The organism is Echinicola marina (genome assembly GCF_020463795.1).
In the GTDB taxonomy this organism is placed as follows: domain Bacteria; phylum Bacteroidota; class Bacteroidia; order Cytophagales; family Cyclobacteriaceae; genus Echinicola; species Echinicola marina.
Map to the genome: position 1 here is coordinate 2,771,899 of NZ_CP080025.1, position 17,342 is coordinate 2,789,240.

The 17,342-nt window shown below is 38.0% G+C and carries 14 protein-coding genes; 6 read left to right on the forward strand and 8 right to left on the reverse strand.

Annotation, left to right across the window (positions count from 1 at the left end):
- Nucleotides 1–13 precede the first annotated feature (13 nt).
- The 4 genes from KZP23_RS11585 (at nucleotide 14) to KZP23_RS11600 (ending at nucleotide 4,589) form a co-directional block, all read left to right on the forward strand.
- Nucleotides 14–505, forward strand: coding sequence for a DUF6691 family protein (locus KZP23_RS11585; protein ID WP_226336392.1), 492 nt, complete (start codon nucleotides 14–16; stop codon nucleotides 503–505).
- A 321-nt stretch (nucleotides 506–826) separates the two neighbouring features.
- On the forward strand, nucleotides 827–2,011 hold the full coding sequence (locus KZP23_RS11590) for an MFS transporter (RefSeq protein ID WP_226336393.1): 1,185 nt from the start codon (nucleotides 827–829) through the stop codon (nucleotides 2,009–2,011).
- A 102-nt stretch (nucleotides 2,012–2,113) separates the two neighbouring features.
- Nucleotides 2,114–4,174 (forward strand): methionine--tRNA ligase, encoded by a 2,061-nt coding sequence (gene metG / locus KZP23_RS11595; RefSeq protein WP_226336394.1) that lies wholly within the window; start codon nucleotides 2,114–2,116, stop codon nucleotides 4,172–4,174.
- Between the two features lie 190 nt (nucleotides 4,175–4,364).
- Nucleotides 4,365–4,589: a hypothetical protein gene (locus KZP23_RS11600; protein ID WP_226336395.1), complete on the forward strand. Its 225-nt coding sequence runs from the start codon at nucleotides 4,365–4,367 to the stop codon at nucleotides 4,587–4,589.
- Nucleotides 4,590–4,666: 77 nt separating this feature from the next.
- Here KZP23_RS11600 and KZP23_RS11605 read toward each other — a convergent pair whose 3' ends face one another.
- Together KZP23_RS11605 and KZP23_RS11610 are read right to left on the reverse strand one after the other, a co-directional pair.
- Nucleotides 4,667–5,413: a 4'-phosphopantetheinyl transferase family protein gene (locus KZP23_RS11605; RefSeq protein ID WP_226336396.1), complete on the reverse strand. Its 747-nt coding sequence runs from the start codon at nucleotides 5,411–5,413 to the stop codon at nucleotides 4,667–4,669.
- A gap of 637 nt (nucleotides 5,414–6,050) precedes the next feature.
- Complete coding sequence (locus tag KZP23_RS11610) at nucleotides 6,051–8,102, reverse strand: S9 family peptidase (protein WP_226336397.1); 2,052 nt, start codon at nucleotides 8,100–8,102, stop codon at nucleotides 6,051–6,053.
- Between the two features lie 195 nt (nucleotides 8,103–8,297).
- On the opposite strand from KZP23_RS11610, the gene mscL reads away from it, so the two are divergent.
- Nucleotides 8,298–8,714, forward strand: coding sequence for a large-conductance mechanosensitive channel protein MscL (gene mscL / locus KZP23_RS11615; RefSeq protein ID WP_226336398.1), 417 nt, complete (start codon nucleotides 8,298–8,300; stop codon nucleotides 8,712–8,714).
- Nucleotides 8,715–8,731: 17 nt separating this feature from the next.
- Here the strand turns inward: mscL and KZP23_RS11620 are convergent, their stop codons facing one another.
- From KZP23_RS11620 to KZP23_RS11630, 3 genes are all read right to left on the reverse strand, one after another.
- On the reverse strand, nucleotides 8,732–10,843 hold the full coding sequence (locus KZP23_RS11620; RefSeq protein ID WP_226336399.1) for a ComEA family DNA-binding protein: 2,112 nt from the start codon (nucleotides 10,841–10,843) through the stop codon (nucleotides 8,732–8,734).
- Complete coding sequence (locus tag KZP23_RS11625; protein ID WP_226336400.1) at nucleotides 10,840–11,667, reverse strand: PorV/PorQ family protein; 828 nt, start codon at nucleotides 11,665–11,667, stop codon at nucleotides 10,840–10,842. The genes KZP23_RS11620 and KZP23_RS11625 overlap by 4 nt, the downstream gene beginning before the upstream one ends.
- A 67-nt stretch (nucleotides 11,668–11,734) precedes the next feature.
- Entirely contained in the window at nucleotides 11,735–13,165 is a 1,431-nt protein-coding gene (locus KZP23_RS11630) for a BamA/TamA family outer membrane protein (protein ID WP_226336401.1), read from the reverse strand.
- Nucleotides 13,166–13,274: 109 nt separating this feature from the next.
- Between KZP23_RS11630 and yidD the strand changes: the two genes are divergently transcribed.
- A complete protein-coding gene (gene yidD / locus KZP23_RS11635) occupies nucleotides 13,275–13,496 on the forward strand; it encodes a membrane protein insertion efficiency factor YidD (RefSeq protein ID WP_226336402.1) in 222 nt (73 codons plus the stop codon).
- Here the strand turns inward: yidD and KZP23_RS11640 are convergent.
- The 3 genes from KZP23_RS11640 to rnc form a co-directional block, all read right to left on the reverse strand.
- On the reverse strand, nucleotides 13,493–14,596 hold the full coding sequence (locus KZP23_RS11640; RefSeq protein WP_226336403.1) for a prolipoprotein diacylglyceryl transferase: 1,104 nt from the start codon (nucleotides 14,594–14,596) through the stop codon (nucleotides 13,493–13,495). The genes yidD and KZP23_RS11640 overlap by 4 nt on opposite strands.
- A 32-nt stretch (nucleotides 14,597–14,628) precedes the next feature.
- Entirely contained in the window at nucleotides 14,629–16,485 is a 1,857-nt protein-coding gene (nadE, locus tag KZP23_RS11645) for an NAD(+) synthase (RefSeq protein WP_226336404.1), read from the reverse strand.
- Between the two features lie 111 nt (nucleotides 16,486–16,596).
- Nucleotides 16,597–17,340 carry a ribonuclease III gene (gene rnc / locus KZP23_RS11650; RefSeq protein ID WP_226336405.1) on the reverse strand — a complete coding sequence of 248 codons (744 nt, stop codon included), beginning with the start codon at nucleotides 17,338–17,340 and terminating at the stop codon, nucleotides 16,597–16,599.
- Nucleotides 17,341–17,342: the final 2 nt, after the last annotated feature.

The window sequence follows — 17,342 nt, forward strand, 5'->3', positions numbered from 1 at the left end:
AGAATAGAGATTTATGAAAACAACAATAGAAAGAGAAATCGATTCACCAATAGAGTGTGAAGCACCTAACTTACAGAAGTCCCAAGAAACGGGGATAGCCCTGCTGAAATACATGGTGGTAGGTGTCTTGTTTGGGATAATTTTAGTGAAATCGGAGGTGGTTTCTTGGTTTAGAATTCAAGAAATGTTCAGGTTGCAATCCTTCTTTATGTATGGCGTGATCGGTTCGGCAGTTGTGGTAGGAATGATTTCTATCCTGCTGATCAAGAAGTTTAATATAAAGACCATTTCAGGAGATAAGGTTGAAATTAAAGATAAGGAATTTCGAAAAGGGCAGATCATAGGAGGATTTATATTCGGGTTGGGCTGGGCTTTGACCGGAGCATGTCCAGGACCTTTGTTTGCCCAGATAGGTACAGGCTTTACTGTGATTGTAATTACCTTGGTCAGTGCCTTGGCAGGAACCTGGGTGTATGGGAAGTTTGCAGATAAGCTCCCCAATTAATTGATGAAAAATGAAGCAAGGAAAAATGGATATACTAGTTGTATCCATTTTTTTTTCGTTTAAACCTTATCAGTTTTATTTGAAGACTTTTTTGTAAATAATCCTGATTAAAAGGATGGCTAATATTACGGTGGTTCCAGCGATTACAAATTCCATATTTTGCTCATTATTTGATTGGTAATTTAAGGATTTATCCTCGGAAATTGATTTATTTCAAAAATCTCTATCTATGCAAACGGTTGATATGATTTTTAAGAATCAAGAGGCTTTAGTTATACTAAAAAGTCCATTACTTTGTGTAATAATACGATAGTAATACCTATGAATTTATTAAGGAAGAGGCGGATAGCCTTGAGTAGTCTTTTTTTTCTTGCGGGCTTAAGTTTTGCTTCTTGGGCTTCTAGGATTCCTGATTTTCAGCAGATTTTTGATTTGAGTGAGGGACAGTTGGGGACATTACTGCTTGGTATGCCTTTGGGTTCATTGCTGGCTTTGCCTTTGGCTGGATGGGCGGTGGATAAATACGGAAGTAGAACTGTGATCATATGGGGAAGTATTGTTTATGCTATGTCCTTGTTGAGTTTAGGATTCATGAATTCCGTTTTTCAGCTAGGAGCGGCCGTGATTGTTTTTGGTATGTTGGGAAATATTATGAATATCTCATTGAATACCCAGGCTTTGATAGTGGAGGATAATTATGCCAGAAGTATTTTGGCTTCCTTTCATGGATTATGGAGTCTTGCCGGCTTTGCGGGTGCAGGAATAGGAGCCTTGATGATAAAACTGGATATGCCTCCTCAGGAACATTACTGGATTGTGGCTGGAATTATGATGGCCATCTTAATTTCCAGTTATAATTTATTGTATAAAGAAGAAAAAAATACAGGAGCAGGAGGATTAGTGCTCAAAAAGCCAGACTCGATTTTGCTCCGCGTAGGTCTTGTAGGTTTTTTTGGGATGATGTGTGAGGGCTGTATGTTTGACTGGAGCGGTGTTTATTTGAAAAAAGTAGTAATGGCATCTCCTAGTATTGTTCCTTTGGGATATGTGGCTTTTATGGGGGCGATGGCTTCTGGAAGATTTTTTTCTGATGCGTTGGCCAATAAATGGGGGAAAATCGTCATGTTGAGGATAAGTGGGGTGCTGATAGGGATGGGCTTGGTTTTAGCAGTGGTGTTCCCACAAGTCAGTACCGCAATTGTAGGATTTCTGTTGGTGGGGTTTGGGACTGCATCAGTCATTCCACTATCCTACAGTATTGCAGGAAGGTCTAAGATGTATTCTCCAAGTATAGCTTTGGCTTTGGTATCTACGATTTCCTTTTTTGGGTTTTTATTAGGCCCGCCGCTAATCGGTTTTGTTGCGGAGCTGTTCGACTTGAAGGTGTCTTTCGCTTTAATTGCTTTGATGGGAACTTGCATCACCTTATTGGTGAGTATTAAAACCCAAATTTTTGATTCGCATAAATCACCAAGAAAAATCAAAACATCGGGTTCATTGACCTGAGTGTATCAGTGTCGATTGTCCTAGGTTCGTATGAACCAAAGTATCTGAAATCGGACTGATATTATCCGCTTAAAAATTCAAATTTCCCTATCTTTGCAGCCTATGAGCAAAAAAGATTATAAAAGATATACCATAACATCCGCATTGCCTTATGCTAATGGTCCATTACATATTGGACATTTGGCAGGATGTTATATTCCATCAGATATTTATGTTCGTTATCTCCGTTCTATGGGCAAAGATGTGGCTTATATATGTGGTTCGGATGAACATGGGGTAGCCATTACGATTAAAGCAAAAAAAGAGGGAGTTTCTCCTCAGGATATTGTGGATAGGTACCATGGGATCATGAAGGCTAGTTTTGAGGAGTTTGGGATCAGTTTTGATCATTATTCCAGGACCAGCGCACCTATTCACCATGAAACAGCTTCTGAGTTTTTTACGGATTTATATGAAAAGGGCGAATTCTTGGAGCAGTCCACTGAACAGTATTATGATGAAGAAGCCGGACAATTTTTGGCTGACCGTTATATAGAAGGGACCTGTCCCAAGTGTGGTTATGAAAATGCCTATGGTGACCAGTGTGAAAAATGTGGCACTTCATTGAACCCGACAGACCTGATCAATCCGAAATCAAAATTAAGTGGAAACAGTCCTGTACTGAAAGAAACGAAACATTGGTTTTTGGATCTGGCCAAGTATACCGATTTTTTGAAAAACTGGATCTTGGTTGATCATAAGGAGGATTGGAAAAATAATGTATTGGGCCAATGCCGCTCTTGGCTGGAAACCGGTGACGGTTTGCAAGCCAGGTCAATGACCAGAGATATGGATTGGGGGATTCCGGTGCCAATAGAAGGTGCAGAGGGGAAGGTGTTGTATGTATGGTTTGACGCTCCCATTGGTTATATTTCTTCCACTAAGGAGTGGGCAGCTGAGAAAGGTATTGATTGGGAACCTTATTGGAAGGATAGAGATACCAAATTGGTGCATTTTATAGGTAAGGACAATATTGTGTTTCACTGTATCATATTTCCTGCTATTCTCAAAACCCATGGTGAATATGTCTTGCCAGATAATGTGCCGGCCAATGAGTTCTTGAACTTGGAGGGAGACAAGATATCCACTTCTAGAAACTGGGCAGTTTGGTTACATGAGTATTTGAAAGAGTTTCCTGGAAAGCAAGATGTTTTGCGCTATGTCTTGACAGCCAACGCGCCAGAAACAAAGGATAATGACTTTACTTGGAAAGATTTCCAAAGTAGAAATAACTCGGAGTTAGTGGCCATATTCGGGAATTTTGTGAATAGGGCTGTGGTACTTACACATAAATACTTTGATGGAGCAGTGCCTCAAAGGACCGAACTTTCCGAATATGACCAAGAAGTGCTGGCTGGTTTGGAGGGGTTTCCAGAAAGAATTGCGGCATCTATTGAAAAATACCGCTTTAGGGAGGCTTTGAGTCTGGTGATGGATTTTGCCCGATTAGGGAATAAATATTTGGCAGATACAGAGCCTTGGAAAACCATTAAACAGGACAAGGAGAGAACTGGTACTATTCTAAATATAGCATTGAATATCGCTAGTAACTTGGCCATAGTTTCTCAACCATTTTTGCCATTTACAGCTGAAAAATTAAACAGTATATTAGGGATAAAAGATTTGAATTGGTTGGATGCAGGTTCAGGGAATCTTCTGAAAGGTGGAGAGGAAATAGGTAAAGCAGAATTGCTTTTTGAGAAAATAGAGGATGAAATCGTTGAGGCACAAGTTCAAAAGTTAATGGAAGCAAAAAAGCAAAATGAGGCGGCGAATGCCACTGTACCTTCTGTGAAGGATACGATTGTTTTTGATGATTTCTTAAAACAAGACCTGAGAGTCGTCACTATCCTGGAAGCTGAAAAAATTAAAAAATCCAAAAAGTTACTTAAATTAACTGTAGATGCTGGAATAGGGAAGCGGACCGTGTTGAGTGGCATTGCAGAGCATTTTACTCCTGAAGAATTGATAGGCAAGCAGGTGACCATGTTGATCAATCTAGCGCCTCGTAAAATGATGGGAGTTGATTCAGAAGGAATGATTTTAATGGCTGAAGATAAAGATGGTGCTTTGAAATTAATGGTTCCACACGATTCAACTGCTCCAGGATCTCCGATCAGTTGATGAAGATTAATGGAATTGTTAGAGAAACCGCAAAATGATTTTTGCGGTTTTTTTATTTTAGATGTCAATTAGAAGTGTTTGAAGTACAAAAAAAATGGCATTTTTATGAAAAAATACCCTAGATGGGGTATTTTTTCATAATGTCTGATAGCTTAATTTTACTTTATATATCTTCTAAACGTTAACAATAATGGTATTCTTTTATCTAACGAATTTTTTGCCCGGTGACGAAGGACATGAAGTACATGTTCAAGGTTGCCCTGAAATGCCCAGTATGGATAGTTTGACCTATCTAGGTCCATTTAATAATTGTCATGAGGCCTTAAGAAGTGCCGAAAGAAAGTTCAGCGAGGTGAGTGTTTGTCCGCATTGCTGTAGTTTACAAAGTAAGACCATCTTTTCCTCGGACGATTGATGCGTTACTTGATCTGAGCTTCTACAATTATCTTAGTTTACCTTTGTTTTGAATTCAAGTTGGCTTCTGAAACTGGTTTAATGAATTTCAAAGAACCTCATTTTTCTAAGGTGGACAGGAAAGGAAATACTCAGTAGGTAGAGTTCATCCATCAAGAGACTTTTGATTTTCCAGTCTGTAAAGCCTCTACCTACTTCATAAGGAATAAATTGGATTCCGTCCAGGCAGTTGATCATTTGAAGATCTTTTACCTTACCCAATGAAGTTGCCTTTAGAAGGGATTCTTTGCGGGTCCATAATTTAAAAAATTCATGTCGGGGAGAATAAGCTCTTTCGATAAAATTAGCTTCAGGTTGAGTGAACCATTCATGTATTAAAGGAAAGAAATCAAATTTTTTGTCCACGTATTCAATGTCCACACCTACCTCTTCATTGCAGAATCCAAAAATGACCCAGTTTTGGGCATAAGAAATATTGAAATTGAATTCATTGACGTCTTTTATATAAGGTTTATCATTCATCCCCAGCTCAATTTCAATATCCATAGGAGCGCAGTCCAAGTATTTGGATGTAAGGAATTTGAGAAAGCCTTTTCCCAATATGTAATGCACCTTTTCACTTTCCTTTTTGAACTTATTCATCATTTGGGTCTCCTGTGGACTAAGGAATTTAAGGAAATTCTTAATCTTCGACTTTATTTTGTCTATAGGAAGTCTCCAAACATCGACATGATCATCGATGATGAAATCTGATTTATCAGTCCAATTGGGAAGTAAAACTGTACTACAACGGATCTTACTGATAAATAATTGACTATTCATCATAGTTTTTAGTTTTCTTCCAAGTTGTGCTAATTCAGCATTGTGATATGCAGAAATTACTTGATGTTCCACTTCATTTAATTGGGATTAGGGTGTTTCTTTTAAGCCAGTTATTACCAATAAGTAAAGCAAGGTGTGAATGATTGGGTTACATTTGCATGGTTGCTTTGCCTGTTGAATAAATATGGTCCACTATGCCAATTTGTTTCTTATAACCAACTGCCTGTTTAAGATATTTATGTATTTATATTGCCCTTGCCAGTTTTTTTAAAGTACTAAAATCGACAATCTTTATTGTGGATATATATGTATTGATTCTTGGATTCCTTAGATTTATTTATTGAGGTGGTATTAAGTTAACAAAGCAATTTGTCGTTATAGTAAAAATAAATAATTTTTATATTATAAAAAATGTATTTTGAAATATAAAAAATGAATTAGATAAAAAAGTAATTGTTTGTTGAAAAAATGGAAATCAATAAGATAAAAATAATCAATAGGCTTTCGAATAAGATGTGAATTTTTCCATATTATTTGATTATAGTCCAATAATTACTGTAAAGAATTTGAAATAGATTGAACGAAGCTGTTTGTAAAAGTAGGAAAGATGGTAGGGATCTTTCCTACTTTTTTACCCTATTTAATTTTTAGCCAAGTCAAGTATAAAGGCATATTCCATAGCCGTTTCTTTTAAGGATTGAAAACGACCTGAGGCACCACCGTGGCCCGCTTCCATATTGGTATAAAGCAGTAGGAGGTTGTTGTCAGTTTTTTCCGTTCTCAATTTAGCTACCCATTTGGTAGGCTCCCAGTATTGGACTTGGCTGTCATGAAGCCCTGAGGTGACCAATAGATTAGGATAATCTTTTTTCTCTACGTTATCATAAGGAGAGTAGGATAGCATATAGTCGTAATAGACCTTTTCTTTTGGATTTCCCCATTCATCAAATTCACCTGTGGTAAGTGGGATGCTCTCATCCAACATGGTGGTAATTACATCTACAAAAGGTACAGCCGCGATTACTCCTTTGTACAATGCAGGTTTGATATTTATCACAGCTCCCATTAATAAGCCACCAGCACTCCCTCCCATTGCGAATAGCCGGTCTGCTTGTGTGTATTTTTGCTTGATCAGGTATTCAGAACAGGAGATGAAGTCTGTAAATGTATTTTTCTTCTTTAACATTTTTCCATCTTCATACCAATGTCTGCCCATCTCCTGGCCACCTCTGATATGTGCAATGGCAAATACAAATCCTCGGTCCAATAAAGAAAGTCTATTGGAGCTGAACAGTGCATCTGTGCTGAAACCATAGGAGCCATAGGCGTATTGAAGCAATGGACTGTTACCGTCTTTTTTGAAGCTTGATTTTTTATATACCAAAGAAATAGGGATCATTGTGCCATCTTCAGCATAGGCCCATAATCTTTCCGATTGGTATTTTTCAGGCTTATAACCTCCTATTATTTCTTGCCTTTTTATTAATTTTTTTTCTCCTGTCTCCATATTATAATCATAAGTGGAAGAAGGAGTGGTGAGGGAGTTATAGCCGAACCTGAGGACTTTGGTCGAAAACTCAGGGTTATAACTAGTCCAGACAGAATAGGTAGGCTCATCAAAGTCAATATAATGTGGCACTTTACCATTCCAAGGATTTATCTGGATTCTTGTTAGTCCATTATATCTTTCTTCTAATACGAGAAAGTCTTCAAAAACCTCGAATCCCTCAAGTAATATATCTTCCCTGTGAACAATGACATCCTTCCAGTTTTCCATTTTAGGGCTTATTACTGGGGCTTTTACCAGCTTAAAGTTGGTCGCTTTGGCATGGTTGGTCATGATCAAAAAGTCTTCCCCAAAGTGATCTGCATGGTATTCGAGGTCTCTTTCCCGCTTTTGGATCAATTGGATTTTGCTATTGGGTTCGTCTGCATTTAAAAACCGGATTTCAGAGGAAACGGTACTTTCACTGCAAATGAATAAATATTGTTTTGATTTAGACTTGCTGATATGACAAGTGAAGGTTTCGTCTTTTTCTTCAAATATCAATTCGTCTTTATCCTGAGTTGTGCCGATCGTATGTTTGAAAATCTGAAATGATCTAAGGGTGTTGGGGTCTTGTTTCGAGTAAAAAATGGTTTGATTGTCATTGGCCCAAGCTAGGTTTCCTGTTATATTGCTTATTTCATCTGAAAGGATCTTGCCTGAGTTAAGGTCCTTGAATTTTATGGTATAAATTCTTCTTCCAATATTGTCTTGGGCAAAAGCCAAAAGTTGTTGATTGGTGGAAATCCCCAAGCTGCTGACATTGAAATATTCATGACCTTCAGCCAAGAGGTTTACGTCCAAGATAATTTCTTCTTCTGCTTTAAGGCTTTCTGGTTTTCTACAAAAGATGGGGTATTCACCCCCAGCTATATATTTGGTGTAATAGAAAAAACCGTCCTTAAAATAGGGGACGCTCTCATCATCCTCTTTGATACGACCTCTCATTTCTTCAAACAATTCTTTTTGAAGATCTTCTGTATGTGCTAGTGATGCTTTTAGGAAATTGTTTTCTTGATTTAGATAATTGATTACCTCTGGATTATCCCTGTCATTCATCCAATAGTAGGGATCGATTCTGGTATGATCGTGAAAGTTGATTTTATGAGTTTTTTTTTCGGCTTTTGGAGGGGTTAATATATTCATGTTTTTGATCTAAGTATTTCCCATATTTTATATGGTGACAAATTTAATAAGTACATAGCTGTAAGCCTACAAATAACTTTCTACATCTTTTGTGCTAATTATTATTGATAGGAATGTTGCTACATTAATATTTATTTGTATTTTCATTAGTTTTTAATTGAAAATTTTGTTTAAATAATTAATGTGTAATTTGTTATGGGACTATTACAGGAGTTTAAAAAGTTTGCCCTAAAAGGGAATGTTATTGACCTGGCGGTGGCTGTAATTATTGGAGGGGCTTTTGGTAAAATTGTTTCTTCACTGGTCAATGATGTCATTATGCCGCCTATAGGGTTGGCTATTGGAGGAGTTAACTTCAAAGATTTGATGTATGTTTTGAAAGAGGCTGTTGTTTCTCCTGATGGGGTTGAAACAGCGGCTGTAGCCATCAAATATGGGAATTTTATACAAATGGTTATCGATTTTGTGATCATCGCCTTCGTAATTTTTATGGCGATCAGAACAATGAATAATCTGAAGAAGAAAGAAGAGGCAAAGCCCACACCTCCACCAGCACCTAGCAAAGAAGAAGTGTTGCTGACAGAGATAAGAGATATTTTGAAAGAGAAATAGGCTGTTTAATACTTAGATCATTTATTAAACTGGTACCTTACCTGAAAGGTAATATCGCTTAAGGTATTACCTTTCACTTCTTGAAGGCCAGAACCGATTGTTTCTCTGTCTGTATAAATCGACCTGCTCCATCTTAACCAGATATTCAGTTTCCTGCTTGCTTTAAATTGACTGAGTAAATAATACCTCATTCCCTGTCCATAGTAACTGGGAATTGAAAATGCCCATAGAACATTTTTCTCATAAATATACTGTCGGTTATCGTAATCCTCGGTGTCAAATAATGCAATTCGCCCACTGTATTTCCACTTTCCAAAAGCGGCATTAAAGTCTTGTGCAATGGCAAAACCGGTGGTTTTTTTCTCATCAAAATCGAACGAACTCCATTGGATTCTGGTACGCGTTGAATAGTTTTTGCCAATGTTTTGATCTAGGTTTAAAGTGAAATTTCTCTTTTTTCCCGTGGCGATTTGGTATGCAGGCATTTCGTTCATATTAGCAGTAATATTTCGATCTTTTTGCTCTTCCCTTATTTGAAAATATATGGACAGTTTTTTCCTATTGGAGTAGGTAATACGCTGTAGCCATTCATAACCAGAAGAGGCGGAATAACTCCTGTATTTGAGCCAAGGAAATCTGAACTGATCAATATAGCCACTCCATTTCCAGTTTCTTTTGGGTTGATAGTGGAGTCCCAGATAAATTCCTTTTTCATTGATGGGTCTAGATCCTTCACTGAAAGCATTGCCATAAAAGCTATGGAACTTTCTGCCAAAATCCCTGATATGAAATACCAAGTCAAGATGTTCGTTTAAGCTACTCATTATTCCTAGAACAAAAGCCTTTCCTGAGCTCTTTGAGATGGCACCTTCACCAAATAAAAAGTGATTTTGATGGTTGAAAGAAAAATAGGCGCTGTGGATGTGATTGAATTGTCCCCTAAATTCAAAAGCATTATAAATTTGACTTTGCCTTAAGTAAGGATATTTAAACTTGGTGGCTAAGGAATTTATTCCAATTTGTAGATTTTTGTTTGTAGAGATGTAGGAGAGGTTGCCTCCCAAATTTTGTTCCCAAGAATTTGCCTTTTGGGCAATTTCAGTGGGCGTTCTGTGATAACCACTTTCGGGAAGAGATTTGATATATTTACTTCGTTCATTGGTACTGTCAGGCCATTCTAGGGAAGCGTCTCTGTGTACGTGAGATAGAATGATTGATCCTTCTAGGTTCCCTTTTGCATATGTAGCACTTAGTCCCCTAAAATAGCCACTTTCCATTGCCGAGGTATATGGTTTAATGCCTGTGGAGCTTCTTCTGGTAGTAGTGATGGTTTCTGCGCCCTTACCTACTGAAAATCCTGCACCAAAGATCAGACCCTGCCCAAATTGGGCCTGATAATCTCCAATGGTAATGGTTTTCCAGTTACCTTTATTATACAAACTGAGGTGGTAACTAAAGAAATTAAATCCATACTGCTGGGTGCGAGGTTTCCATTGGAAAGATTCCCCGGCATCTTTATCCAAGGTAAATCCGAAACTGAAGTCCTTGCTATGTTGCGTCCTAAACCTTAGGTATTGACTTTCTGGACTTCCTAAATAGCGACTTGTTAAGCGTCCGTTTCCCAGCGTATCCGGAGGAGTAAAGCCTTTTCTGGTTTCCAAATTGGTTTTAACCCTATAGATGAAATATGCGGTTTTTTCAGTAAACATTCGCTGAGGTAGATTGGTGACCTTTTGCCCAGTATTAGGGTTTATGCTTATAAAGGGCATTAGTTTTTTTATAATTGAAACATTAAAATCTGGAATGGACTGTAGTTCATATATGGAGAGGATTTTACCAAATGTATCCCTATGTCTCATAAAGTTATGCACTTGCAATGGGCTTAAGATATAGAGTGACTGTAATTCATCTGCGTTACATTGGTTTAGATCCAAAGGGTTTAGATAAATCTGCAACAAGTTTTCGTAGAGCATTTCATAGTTTAAATCTTCGTCCTGAGTGGCAAAGAGTTCTTCAGCAAATGCTTCCACATCAAAGTCCTCATTGGATTGTGCCTTAGAAAAATTGCTTAGCAGTGTTAGCAGTGTGGCCAAAAGAATATTGATCAATATCTTCTTAAGAAAGCTCATGGCTTTGGGAAAATATAACTGAAGGAAAAATGATGGGTGAATCCCAATAGGTTGTTTTGGGCCATGGCGTAATCAATGCTGAAGTTTTTTGGTTTAAAGCCGATCCCAAAATGAAGATTAGAAGGATTTGACTGATAGCCACATCTTGCCCAAAAATATTTTGAGAAGCCATATTCCACACCAAATTTTGCAATTGGTTTTAATAATATATCCTTTTCAGCTTCTACGTTGATCCTTAGGTTTTCACTGGCTTGGAAAGATATACCTGATTTGATAATAGTGGGCAGGTAATCGTCTGTATCAGGGCTTAGTTTAGCTCTACTGATATTATAAACATGTAAGCCGAAACTTAATTGGGGTAAAATTTGGCTTAGTCCCCCAAATTCTAGAATTGGCACTCCTCTTTTTCCATAGCCTTCTATATTGGTTTGAAGGTAGTTGATTTTCAGTCCGAAACTGTTTTTGTCGATTTGATGGGAAAAACCAAGGCCCAATGATTGTTGGTTAAATAACTCAGCCCCATAGCTAGAGAGACTAAGTCCAAAAACACCAAATTGACTAGCGAGTGTTGCTCCTGCGGCTAAAGTGGTAAGCTCATTCAATCCTAATCGATGGTCATAGGCACAAAATACGGCATTTTGATTTATTTGGCCCATCGCACCTACATTGTTGAAGATACTCCAAGGGGCAATTAAACCAGTGTTAGCATTGGCCATGCCAACACTTCTAGCGCCTTTAGGGTATGTTTCTGAGCCGTTTTGTGCAAAAGTAACAGTAGCTGCCAGAAACATTGCCCAAAAAAGTGGACAGTGTAGTTTTATCATACAGCGAAAAATCAGATGAAAAATATAAAAAATAAATGTAAGATAAATCTACCTGAAAATCAATGGTTTATAACGGAGCTTTGAAGTTGATAAAAAAGCTGCCTACTCCTTGATTGTTGATAGAGTATTCAAAGCGGAATACCTGGTCGTAGAAGGTGATCAAGTCAACTCCAAGACCATAGCCAAATAAGTATTTATTGGTTAAGGCACTATTCTCAGGTAGCTTGTTTCTGTCATTTACATAACCGTGGTCAAAATTTGTACTTAAATATGCCTTGACGGGAAAAGTTGAAAATTCTTCAATGGGAATTAATTTTGACGTATCGAATATAATATCAAACAGCTTATGTCTTAAGCTGTTTTTATGGATCAACAGTTGTTGTCCTTCTATTACATTGATTTCATATCCTCGGATAAAGTTCGGGTCATATCCGATCCCTCTCACAAGTGTATAAGGCTGACTTGTACCTATAAAGCTGGAAGCAGAGATTCCAGTGACAAAGTGCATTTTATCATTGAATCTAAAGTACCTGTTTGCAGTTAGAGAAATCTCTGTTTCGTTTACATCATCACTGCTAAAAAGGCCATATCTACTTAGTCCAATGCTTAATAGTTCTCCATCCGTGGCATAGGCGACATTGTCTCTTTTGTCATGGAGAAAGGAATAGGAGGCATAGAAGTATTTTTGTCGTGTGCCTTCATTCAAAAAATAATTGGGGTTTTCTTCTAAAACATCTTCATGAACCTTGGTGTTGCTAAATCCCAACGTGAAATAATGAAAATTATAGAAACTGCCACGGTAAGTGTATTGTAAAATGGCATTTATTTTCTTTCTCAAGACTTCTTCATTTTCATTGGAATAAAATACCTGTTTGTTTTGAGAAGACCTGATGGCTATGGTCTTATTTGTGTTATAACTGAACCTTGCAGCTAGACCGTGCAGTTGTTCCCTGTCGATATAGGGGATGCTATAGGTAAGGTCAAATGCTTGGGTGAAGCCAAGCCTACCCATTACTTTGAGCTTTTCATTTCTTCCACCTACATTATTATGGTTTAATTTTAGCCCATAGATTACCCTTGAGAAATCTCTGTTTTGGTTAATCCACCATTCTGAAAAGTTTCTGTCAGCCAGTTCAAAGATAATACTTGGGATGATATACCATCTTTCCTTTACTGAAATCAATAATTCCACTTCTTCATCCCCCACAAATAGTGGGGTGATTTCTACGGAAGTGAATAATTGTAGGTTATAGATTTTTTTTTGGTCAGAAGTAATGATGCTGACAAAGTCTTCCCAGCCATAAGTCTCCCCTTGACTAACATGCATTTCTCGTAAGATGATGTTCTTTCTGGTTTTTTCATTCCCAATTATGAAAATATTGTTTACGGTGACTTTTTCAGGGATTTCTTGTGTGGGGAGGCTATCTTGAACTGCTGGAATAGCGTCTTGTGCGAAAGTTTCGGCCCCAATGAACAATATAATAAAGATTGAAAGCATCAGAGCTTTGCAATGATCGATTAGTATGTTCAATATTAAATCCTTTAAATGTTTCACTGAGGGAACTTTGTTGTAAGTAATTATATTTAGAAGTAAAATAAATAATACATTGAAAAAGCTCTTAAGAAAGATAGCAGTTTTTCCAGTACTGTTTTATCAATATCTTATTTCGCCATTATTTCCAAGTGCTTGTAGGTATAACCCCTCGTGTAGTCAATATATGAAAGAGGCCATTATGAAGCATGGAATATTTAAAGGTGGCTGGATGGGAATCAAAAGAATCGCACGTTGCCACCCTTGGGGAGGTCACGGTCATGACCCCGTACCTTAATTTTGTATTCTATTATTGCCTACCTTTAGGGCCCTTACCACAAGTATCACCCCAGCTATGACCAATGGAATACTAAGTGATTGCCCCATATTAAGGCTTAAGTTATCTTCGAAGTCGACTTGGTTTTCCTTGAAAAACTCCCAGATAAAGCGCATTCCAAATACTGAAATCAGGAATAATCCCAGCAATAGGCCATCAGGTAGACGTTCTTTGTATTTGTTCCAAAGTGCAAATAAAAGAAGGAAGATGATCAGGTACGAGATGGATTCATAAATCTGTGTGGGGTGTTTAGCCAGACCAAAAGTTCTTATAGTGGCCAAATAGCTTTGCCCTTGATCTACCAAATCATAGTTTAAGGGAGTGTTTTCTGGTTCAGCCAAATATTTTTTTGAACTATTGAACTTGGTTAGGACATATTTGATATCATTTTCCAAGGTTTTCTTTAGTTCTTCTTCATTGAAGTTTCCTTTCTGGATGGCAATGTCAATATTCAGTGGTACTATTCCATTTCCTTTTAATTCATCACTTCTGTCATCTGGTTTGTACGCATCTACACTTTCTATAGGGACATTCAAGGTCTCCAAAATTTCTTCTACTTGTCTTGCGTATACGATGCCAGTATCTGTACCGGTTGGTTTTCCGCCAATTTCAGAGTTCATAAGGTTGCCAAACCGGATCATGGCACCTGTCATTGCAACTACTATCACAATTCTGTCCACTACCCATAAATAACTTTGAGAGGGCGTCTTTTTCACATACAACCAAAGAGAAAATAAAATAGCAAAAGCAGCACCATGGCTGGCCAATCCACCTTCCCAAACCTTGAGGATTTCAATAGGGTTGCTCAGGTATTTTTCTGGTTCATAAAATAGGACATGCCCGAGCCTTGCTCCTATAATGGTGGCCAAAACCATATAAATGGTTAATTTGTCAACTAATCTTTCATCTTGACCTTCTTTTTTGAAGATATAGATCATGATTTGTTGGGAAATGATAAAGCCTAAGGCAAATAGAAGGCTATACCAACGGATCCTTTCAAAACCTGGAAAAACTGCTGGATTTGGGCTCCAGACTATATAGTCTAAAATTAAGTTGATCATTGGTTTAGTTAGTTTTTGCTAAGATAATTTTATTATTCATCGATTTGTTCCAATTCCATCAATTCTTCCTTATATCCCCCAGATAAGATAGGGAATCTGCACCATGTTTTTGGGTCCACATTGAAATCATCCAAGTGAAAGGAGGGGGCTAATCTTTCTCTTTTCCATTGGTTTCTAGACCAAAGTCTGAAAAACTTTTGGATATAAGTTTTTAATTGAGCAGAATCAATGTCCAACTCATGTTTCAAAATATGATAAATGTCCACTGGTGACCTTCTTTCCAGAATGCCCAATCTTTCAATTTGGACGATTACGGAATAAGGCATAAGGTCGTTTTCATCAGTTTGATGCCTTTCTTGTGGCCTGAGTTCTGCAGTTGGCTGAAGTGAATTGACCTTTTCCAGCCCTTTATAACCAAGAGACTTTTCTGCCCACCTTAGCCATTGAAGTATGAAGTATTTGTCCACTGCTGCAATGGGGGAAATACTGCCACTGGTATCACCGTCCATGGTGGCATAGCCTACATCACCTTCACTTCTATTGGATGTGGCTAGTAGCAGGGCGTTGTTTAAATTGGCCAACATCCAGATGATCGGGGCGCGGACCCTGGCTTGGATATTTTGCAGGGTGATATCATCTTTTTCCCATGTAAGTTTTCTGCCGATCGCTTTTTCTATTTTTCCTGTGTAGGAGCTTACTTCAGAGGATATTTTCCAGCTGTAAAAGGTGGCACCGATACTTTCTGCTAGGTATTGGGCACTTTGTAAGGTGTCATTTGAGGAGTTCTCAGATCCTTGATAGGCTGTTGTTAGCAATTTACCTGTGATTTCCCTTACTGGATCATCGGTACTTATAGTATAGTCCAAATGGGCCCTTTGTAAAAAGCCTTCTATTCCAAGTTCAATTACACCACGGCTTACCATTTCTGCTACTAATATGGCTATGGAAGAAGAGTCTGCCCCACCGCTAAGTGAAAGCACAAAGCCTTTGCTATAACTCTTTCGCATATAGTCGAAGAGAGCCAAGGTCACGGCTTGGGTGAATTCAATATTTTTATCGAATTTGGAGGCTATTATAGCTGCTTTAGGCTTGGCCTTGTTGTCTAAATCAAACGCTTTGACTTGGAAAGGTTTAAAGGAAAGTAGTTCGTTTTTGATTAATAGATTGCCATTTTGGGAAAGTAGGATCTCTCCATCAAAAATCATTCTCCCGGCTTCATTGCCTAATAGGTTGACATAAAGGTAGGTGGCATTTAATTCTATTGAACTTTCCTTGACCAATGTTTCCCTGTGTTCACTCTTGCCCATAGCAAAGTGACTGGCACTTGGGTTAAAAATAAGATCCACTTGACGGTCTTTTAGGCGATGGCCAGGCCTTTCTGAACCGCGCCATGCATCTTCACATATTTCAAAGCCATAGTGATATCCTTTTTTTTCGAAAGTGATGTCACCAAAAGGAACAGCTGTACCAAAGAAATCAAAATTGATGATTTTTCCTGCTGTCCATGGGCTGAACCACCTATACTCGTAATGAACACCGTCGATGGCTAAGAATTGCTTGGCCATAAATCCTTTTACTTTTTTGTCCTCAATGACAGCAGTACAATTATAAAGAGTTGTTCCCGCCAGGACGGGAAGTCCTACGCAAACAGTAATTTCATCACAATGGTCCAAAAGTAATCTTAACTGATTGAGGGCTTTTTCAGGATACCATTTACTTAAGAAAAGATCTTCACTTCCATAGCCTGAAATGGCCAGTTCAGGAAAACAAAGTAATTCGATTCCCTGGCTTTTTGCTTCTTCTATGGCATTTAGAATGTTTGATAAGTTGCCTTTCCAGTCCAAAGGAGTCTGGTTAACAGTGGCACCTCCGATTTTCAATACAGACATAAGTAAATTTGTTCGGGCCAATAAGTATCCTTTTTACAGAGCTGTTCTATCCAAACAAAAATCAAGGATTCTGATTGGAGAACAAGATACACAAAGGGCAAATATAGGATTCTAAATAGCCAGATTTAGTTTTTCGCAGGCATTTTTTGCGGCTTCTTGCTCTGCTTTCTTTTTTGTAGCCCCTTTTCCTTCTGCGAAGGTTTCCTGTTCAATCTTTAATTCTACCAAAAATTCCTTAAAGCGCTGGCTTCCTGTTACGGATATCAGCGAAAATTCAATTTCCTTGTTTTCTTTTTGTGACCACTCGATGATCTTGCTTTTAAAATTGGTAGTGGTGGAAATGATATTGTCAATATCGAAATGAGGTGTGATTATTCTGGTAAGGATGAAGCGCTTACAAAAGCCGTATCCTCTGTCAAGGTAAACAGCTCCGACCAAAGCTTCCAATGTATCTCCATATATGGATTTGTGGGTATAAATTCCTTTTCCAGAAAGGTCAGTGTCTACAATATTGGGGAGGCCAATCTTTTTGCCGACTTGATTAAGAGATTCTCTATTGACTATCCTCGAACGGGTTTCTGTCAAAAAACCTTCATCCCTGAATGGGAATTTGATAAATAGGTGTTCGGCTACTATGGCGCCCAAAATAGCATCTCCCAAAAATTCAAGGCGTTCATTGGAGGCCTTGATTCCCTGCTTTATTTCTGATGCTGCAGAAGAATGTTTTAGGGCCAGTTTATACAGTGATAAATTTAAAGGCTTGCTGCCCACTATGAGTTTAATAGCAGCAGCAAGCCTTTTATCTTTATTATTGTAAAGTAGTTCCTGAAATCTGAGTTTACGAAATATCTTCAAGG

Excerpts from the sequence above, each read along its gene's own strand:
- KZP23_RS11585 (WP_226336392.1), top strand. The coding sequence starts at position 14 with ATGAAAACAACAATAGAAAGAGAAATCGATTCACCAATAGAGTGTGAA.
- KZP23_RS11590 (WP_226336393.1), top strand. The coding sequence starts at position 827 with ATGAATTTATTAAGGAAGAGGCGGATAGCCTTGAGTAGTCTTTTTTTT.
- metG (WP_226336394.1), top strand. The coding sequence starts at position 2,114 with ATGAGCAAAAAAGATTATAAAAGATATACCATAACATCCGCATTGCCT.
- KZP23_RS11600 (WP_226336395.1), top strand. The coding sequence starts at position 4,365 with ATGGTATTCTTTTATCTAACGAATTTTTTGCCCGGTGACGAAGGACAT.
- KZP23_RS11605 (WP_226336396.1), bottom strand. The coding sequence starts at position 5,413 with ATGATGAATAGTCAATTATTTATCAGTAAGATCCGTTGTAGTACAGTT.
- KZP23_RS11610 (WP_226336397.1), bottom strand. The coding sequence starts at position 8,102 with ATGAATATATTAACCCCTCCAAAAGCCGAAAAAAAAACTCATAAAATC.
- mscL (WP_226336398.1), top strand. The coding sequence starts at position 8,298 with ATGGGACTATTACAGGAGTTTAAAAAGTTTGCCCTAAAAGGGAATGTT.
- KZP23_RS11620 (WP_226336399.1), bottom strand. The coding sequence starts at position 10,843 with ATGAGCTTTCTTAAGAAGATATTGATCAATATTCTTTTGGCCACACTG.
- KZP23_RS11625 (WP_226336400.1), bottom strand. The coding sequence starts at position 11,667 with ATGATAAAACTACACTGTCCACTTTTTTGGGCAATGTTTCTGGCAGCT.
- KZP23_RS11630 (WP_226336401.1), bottom strand. The coding sequence starts at position 13,165 with ATGCTTTCAATCTTTATTATATTGTTCATTGGGGCCGAAACTTTCGCA.
- KZP23_RS11640 (WP_226336403.1), bottom strand. The coding sequence starts at position 14,596 with ATGATCAACTTAATTTTAGACTATATAGTCTGGAGCCCAAATCCAGCA.
- nadE (WP_226336404.1), bottom strand. The coding sequence starts at position 16,485 with ATGTCTGTATTGAAAATCGGAGGTGCCACTGTTAACCAGACTCCTTTG.